Origin of the sequence: Arsukibacterium perlucidum DSM 18276 (genome assembly GCF_000382165.1) — a bacterium.
GTDB lineage: Bacteria > Pseudomonadota > Gammaproteobacteria > Enterobacterales > Alteromonadaceae > Alishewanella > Alishewanella perlucidum.
In genome coordinates this window covers 1-5,736 of record NZ_KB907753.1, presented here as the reverse complement: position 1 = coordinate 5,736, position 5,736 = coordinate 1, and the positions used below count along the sequence as shown (strand labels likewise).

Here is a 5,736-nt window from a genome sequence, read left to right as displayed (position 1 = left end):
GCGGTAAAGCCTGATAAAAAGTGATATTTAGCCTGTTCCTTCGTTAACTTAGATACCGGCGGCAATACACCGAAGGCATCAGCCGTTAAGAAAATAACCTTTTTGGCATGGCCGGCTTTCGAAACCGGTGTAACGATATTGTCGATATGGTAAATCGGGTAAGACACCCGGGTATTTTCGGTTTTTGAACCATCGTCAAAATCGATAGTGCCATCGGCGGCTACGCTAACGTTTTCTAACAGGGCGTCACGACGAATAGCCTGATAAATATCCGGTTCGTTTTCCTGCGACAAGTTGATGGTTTTAGCGTAACAGCCGCCTTCAAAGTTAAATACACCATCGTCGTCCCAGCCATGCTCATCATCGCCAATCAGCTGCCGCTTCGGGTCGGTAGACAGCGTTGTTTTGCCGGTGCCAGACAAGCCAAAGAATATTGCAACATCGCCATCTTTACCGACGTTAGCGGAGCAGTGCATCGACGCTATGCCTTTTAATGGTAAAAAGTAGTTCATCATTGAGAACATACCTTTTTTCATTTCGCCGCCGTACCAGGTACCGCCTATTAACTGAATACGTTCAGTCAGGTTAAAAGCCACGAAGTTTTCCGAGTTTAAACCCTGCTGCTGCCAGTTCGGGCCAGCTCTTCCAGCTCCGCTAATTTACCGGCATTACCAAGGGCAGTATCCCGCCCGGCAATGCCTGAGGCTTTTTCCAATACCCGGCCAAAAGCATCACTTGCCCGTTCCGCTTTATCAGTCGCACTATCAGACTTTTTGCCACCGGCGACAGTGGCACTGCTTTTCGCAGCCTGCGATTGCACAAAAGCGCTTAGCTCGGCTTTCATTTCCCGTTTTTTCGCCTGCAGTGCCTGAATAAAGCCTTCGAGTTCTTTTTCGCGATTGGCGCAATCGCTGATAGAAGCTTCCAGCACCGGAATGCGTGCTTCGATATCCATTTGCTGGGCAATACCCACTTCGGCCAGATCATCGCGACCATTGGCTATGGCAACTTCCAACTGGCCGGCCAGCATTTCACAGCGGCTGTTTTCTTCCATTAATTTTTTACTGGCCAGATGTTTCTGGGCAACTTGCTGGCCAAGCTCGGTGCGGGTATCAGCGATGGCTGCATCCAGTTCCCGAATAGCTTGCTCCATTACCGCCTCTGGGGCGCTGCTTTCTACCGCATCGACTAACGCATTGACGCTGCCACTCACTAACCGGGCAACCCGGCGGGTAATACTCTCGCTCATCACTGCTCTCCTTGTATTGCCATTTTATGTTCATTAATTAACGTTACCAGGGCAAACAAGCCCTGCTGTAATTCGTTATTACCCTGCTGGGTTACGGCAAGGGGTAATAATAATTCGTTTAACTGGTAGATTTTCTGCAGCACGCTTTGCTCGGTTTGCTGCAACTCCCGCACGTTCATTTGCGGGCAACGCGCGGCCATAGTTTGTAGTGTGGCCAGTAAATCGGGCAACGCATCCAGCACCCGCAATATTGGCTCTGCCTGCTGATTGAGTTGCTGCTGGCGAATAAGTAATTGCCGCTTTATTTGCCCCAGCCATTCCTGCATTTGCGCCAGGTTATGGCCATAATCAGGGTAACTGGCATGTTTACGCCGGGTTTCCGCCAGCAAGGCCCGCAGTTTATCTGACGGCGTATGGGCACCATCGTATTCCAGGGTACTGATAAACTCTGCATCTTAAATGCTTATGCGGGCGCTGAAAGGCACCGTTTTGCTGCTCATTGTGCACTCCCTGTCGTTGGTTTACGGTGTTCACATAGCAAATGCTGTATTCAATTGATTTCAAAAGTAAACAAATAAAATTTTTAAATTGATAAAAAATTAACTCATTTGCTCTAAAAACAGAAAGCCCAACCTGAAGTTCAGCTTCTGTTAACAAGTTTAGTTGTTTAACAATTACGGCCCAGCAGTGACTAACGCCTATTCTTCAGCATTGTCGATAAAACTGATAAAGTTATCGACAATGCGTTTCGTTATGCTGAAAATCGGCTTGCAAATGGATCAGTGCAATGAAAATAGAAAAATAGGGTCAGAACAAAAATAAATCCCTGAAAATGATTTTAATTTTGTTCTGATAATCATCTAGCCTAAGTGGCCTTAGACGGCCTCCAAGTTAATAGCTACTTTTTGATTGACGTCGAAAAAAACTATTTCCAAGGAGGCCGTATGAAATTGTATGCCGGGATTGACCTTCATTCCAATAATTCGGTGCTGGTTGTGCTCGATGAGAACAATAAGGTCATTTATTCCAAACATTTACCTAATGATGCGCAGGTTATTCTCGGGGTGCTTGCCATGTATAAAGAGCAGATTGAAGCCATTGCAGTTGAATCAACTTACAACTGGTATTGGCTGGTCGATGCGCTGCAAGCGGAAGGTTATGATGTCCGCCTGGTCAACACGGCGGCAGTGGTGGTCTACGATGGCCTTAAATACAGCGGTGATTTTGCCGATGCAAGGCACCTTGCGCATTTGCTGCGGATCGACCTGTTACCCTGTGGCTATATTTATCCAAAAGAGCCGCGAGCCCTGCGTGATTTAGCGCGTAAACGCGCGCAGCTGGCGCGGCAAAAAACCACCCAATTACTGTCCATCAAAAATTTGTTGGTTCGTAATACCGGCCGGGATACGCCAAGTTATACCATAAAAACCTGGACGCCAGAGCACGTTGCAGCGCTGCCCCTGCTGCCTGAGCAGCACCTGGCGTTACAGGCAAACTGGGTCGTGATGCAAGCATTAGAGCAGCAAATCCATGCCGTTGAGGCCGAGCTGTTACGCCAGCTCAAGCCCTGCAAAGCCTTTCAGCTGCTCAAAACAGTATCCGGGATAGGTGATATTTTATCGATGACCATTTATCTGGAAACCGGCGATATTAAACGGTTTGACAGTTGCGGTAATTTTGCTTCTTACGCCAGGATGGTCAACTCAAAACGTGAGTCCAACGGTAAGAAAAAAGGGGAAGGGAACCGTAAATGTGGCAATCGTTATCTGTGCTGGGCCTTTATGGAGGCCGCGCACTTTGCCATTGGCTCGGATGAATTAATCAAGCGTTTTTACCAGCGTAAATGCGCTAAAAGTTTAAAAGTAGTCGCGATGAAAGCCGTGGCCCACAAACTGGCCAGAGCCTGTTACAACATGCTAAAAGACGGGGTAGAGTTTGATGTGAAACGCGCTTTTAACTGAGTTCGACCAGCGTAGCTGATGCCGGTTTAGGGTTGGTAAAACCATGATTCTGTCGCAGCAAAGCTGCATCACTTGGACAGGCGGGAGAACAGAGGGTTTTCTGGGGCTACAAGTAGCCAGGGGCCGGACGCAGTCAGTCCAGAGCCTTGATCCTGATGGGTGACTGGTGCGATATATCGCAACCACCAATGAGAACTAAAATGCGAAGGTTATTGGTTTGCAAGGAATAAAAGATACGCGCACTTAGCAGTGCGCGCGGGTTTGGTTACGCTGTTGACTCCGAGAGGCTAATGGGTGACCCTAAATATCTTGACAACAATCGTGACGAGCGTGCCACAAAGCCCTTCGTCATCGGCCGAAAAGCTTGGCTGTTTGCTAACACCACATCAGGGGCTAAAGCCAGTGCGGCACTCTACAGTCTGGTAGAAACCGCCAAAATCAACGGTCTGGAACCGTATGATTATCTGACTACATTATTTAAAGAGCTGCCCACCGCTGATATACCAGACAAGCTGACAAAACTGTTGCCATTCTGAACTACACGACAATCACGCCGGGACGGTGTGGTTGCTGCAACGCTTACGTTGTTACGCTCACAAATATCCGATTAATTAGCTACGGATTAAACTTTAGTTCATAAAGTATGCGTAGCACTATTACTGGATTTCCGGAAGGCGTCCACTACCTACCGCGGATGTAGCAGACTCGGATCAGTTATTTAGGAGTCGCTCCACAAGATAGTTAGGGTTTGTTAAATAAACAAATTTGCTAAAGTTGGGATGATTGGCCTTAATAAGGTTCAAATTCGAATCGAAATACAACATAATTGGAACATCAGGTGAATTAAGTTGTTCTAAAAATTCATAAATATCCGTTTCTAAAAAGATGGAATCTAGTTCATAATTCAATTTTTTAATCAATGATTTAGCCTTTATCTCTTGGGTAGAATTCCCAGCATGAAGAGCATAAAATTTTACATCCCCATAGTTATATTGGAATCGTTTGGAAGTGGATTCTAATTCTGGCAGTAATTCAAGACATGAAGTGCAGTAGTAATTCCAAACATAAACTACAGTAAGATTATTGCCTGTTATTAATTTTGCAGAATTCCCTTCAATACTGGTGTAATTATATTCAGAAAAGTCAACTGCATCATCAATTTTTATATTATCAAGAACAAAGTAGTTTAAGTAAGTTATATATATAAAGGCCGGAGCAAATATAAAAATTAAAATTTTCGATGATAATTTAAAATGCCTCAGGCATCTAAATGAGCATAGTGCCAATAAAAAACTTAGGTATGGTGCTAGTGCTATAGGGATAGTAAATTTACTTACATCATTAAAATTCAAAGTGATTATCAATACATATGTTAGTGTCCACGGGGCTAGCACAATCATTGATTGTAGCTTGCTATATCTATGAAATAATATAAAGGAAGATAAATAGAATAAAGCGAAACAAACCGCCAACTGAAATGGCCAGTTTATAGCTCCTGCCATAATCGCCAAGAATGTAGCCATAATAGAAGCTAATATTAATGTTGAGTACTTCTTTAAATTTGTCATATGTGACATAGCTCCATAATAGCTCTCACCATTTCAGCATTGCATTCAGCCTGTCCAAATTGGACAGGCTGGGGAAAATAGTAATTGTTATTGTGTCTGCATACCGGCACATTTCCCGTCGCATGAGAATACCCATAATAACCCGCAACCAAATGATTTAGTCATACAGAAAGACCGTCGACAGGGGCTATTAATACCGCACATATCGGAACTCCTTGAGCAGCTACAGTTATCGTTTACATCTTGAGTAAAGTTATTATCTAAAGCAAATGTTGAAAAAACACCTAAATTTGACATTAAATTTTCCGCAACTTCTTGTGTGAAATGATTTAAAGCCATACGGAAAGTATCTGCAACCATCTGTTCATTTTTTTCTGATGTAGAATCATTACTATGTAATGCTATTATCTTTTTGTTTAAAATGCTAATGAAATTAACTTGCTCATTTGTCAAACTATGAAATTCAGAAAACCTTCTAAAATGCTCTTGCCACAGAGCTATTCTCTGATGACTTTTCATTTTGCTATATGCACTTCTCTGTGACATTATTTTTAATCTTGAGAATTCTTCATATAAAGAATAAGGTTCATAGTAAATAGATTCACTGAGGAATAAGGTTGCTTTTTCATTTAATGCCACTTCTTGACTGCACGCTACATCGTTAGCAAGTATCTCAAATGAAATAAGTAAAAAAAATAAAGTAAATAAACCTAATCATGTTAAATACTCCAAGTTATATTGAAAAATAAATGTAGAATACAAAAATATCTCTGTCAAGCACGGAGTTTTTCAAGGTAGTTGTCCGATTTTCCCGTTTTATGCTGCTGCCTGAACCTGCAAGATTTCCCGATCTGGATTCAGACTTACTGGCCCTATAGGGCTCCAGTTTCTTGTTGCTCTGCCAGCCCATCGCTCTGGATGCGCTGATTTCGCTTGTTCATACACACCTTTACGCTTT

Annotated in this window: 6 protein-coding genes and 1 pseudogene; 2 read left to right on the top strand and 5 right to left on the bottom strand. The window is 43.5% G+C overall.

Annotation, left to right across the window (positions count from 1 at the left end):
- The 3 genes from H141_RS20690 to H141_RS20820 all read right to left on the bottom strand — a co-directional run.
- The coding region (locus H141_RS20690; protein WP_019677899.1) for a phosphoenolpyruvate carboxykinase (ATP) at positions 1 to 596 on the bottom strand (596 nt) is incomplete at its 3' end.
- 14 nt (positions 597 to 610) lie between these two features.
- Positions 611 to 1,249, bottom strand: a complete 639-nt coding sequence (locus tag H141_RS0119220; protein WP_019677898.1) for a PspA/IM30 family protein — start codon at positions 1,247 to 1,249, stop codon at positions 611 to 613.
- Positions 1,249 to 1,638, bottom strand: coding sequence for a hypothetical protein (locus tag H141_RS20820; protein WP_019677897.1), 390 nt, complete (start codon positions 1,636 to 1,638; stop codon positions 1,249 to 1,251). Before H141_RS20820 ends, H141_RS0119220 begins: the two co-directional genes overlap by 1 nt.
- Positions 1,639 to 2,193: 555 nt before the next feature.
- Here H141_RS20820 and H141_RS0119210 point away from each other — a divergent pair.
- The gene (locus tag H141_RS0119210; RefSeq protein WP_019677896.1) at positions 2,194 to 3,210 is read left to right on the top strand and encodes an IS110 family RNA-guided transposase; all 1,017 of its coding nucleotides are present in this window, start codon (positions 2,194 to 2,196) and stop codon (positions 3,208 to 3,210) included.
- A 308-nt stretch (positions 3,211 to 3,518) separates the two neighbouring features.
- Positions 3,519 to 3,746, top strand: a pseudogene (locus H141_RS0119205) (transposase domain-containing protein); the annotation flags it as partial.
- A 174-nt stretch (positions 3,747 to 3,920) separates the two neighbouring features.
- On the opposite strand, the gene H141_RS0119200 reads toward H141_RS0119205, so the two are convergent.
- Positions 3,921 to 4,778 carry a thioredoxin domain-containing protein gene (locus tag H141_RS0119200; protein ID WP_019677894.1) on the bottom strand — a complete coding sequence of 286 codons (858 nt, stop codon included), beginning with the start codon at positions 4,776 to 4,778 and terminating at the stop codon, positions 3,921 to 3,923.
- 87 nt (positions 4,779 to 4,865) lie between these two features.
- Positions 4,866 to 5,417: a bacteriocin fulvocin C-related protein gene (locus H141_RS21625; protein ID WP_157611043.1), complete on the bottom strand. Its 552-nt coding sequence runs from the start codon at positions 5,415 to 5,417 to the stop codon at positions 4,866 to 4,868.
- Between the last annotated feature and the right edge of the window lie 319 nt (positions 5,418 to 5,736).

Excerpts from the sequence above, each read along its gene's own strand:
- H141_RS0119200 (WP_019677894.1), bottom strand. The coding sequence starts at position 4,778 with ATGACAAATTTAAAGAAGTACTCAACATTAATATTAGCTTCTATTATG.
- H141_RS0119220 (WP_019677898.1), bottom strand. The coding sequence starts at position 1,249 with ATGAGCGAGAGTATTACCCGCCGGGTTGCCCGGTTAGTGAGTGGCAGC.
- H141_RS0119210 (WP_019677896.1), top strand. The coding sequence starts at position 2,194 with ATGAAATTGTATGCCGGGATTGACCTTCATTCCAATAATTCGGTGCTG.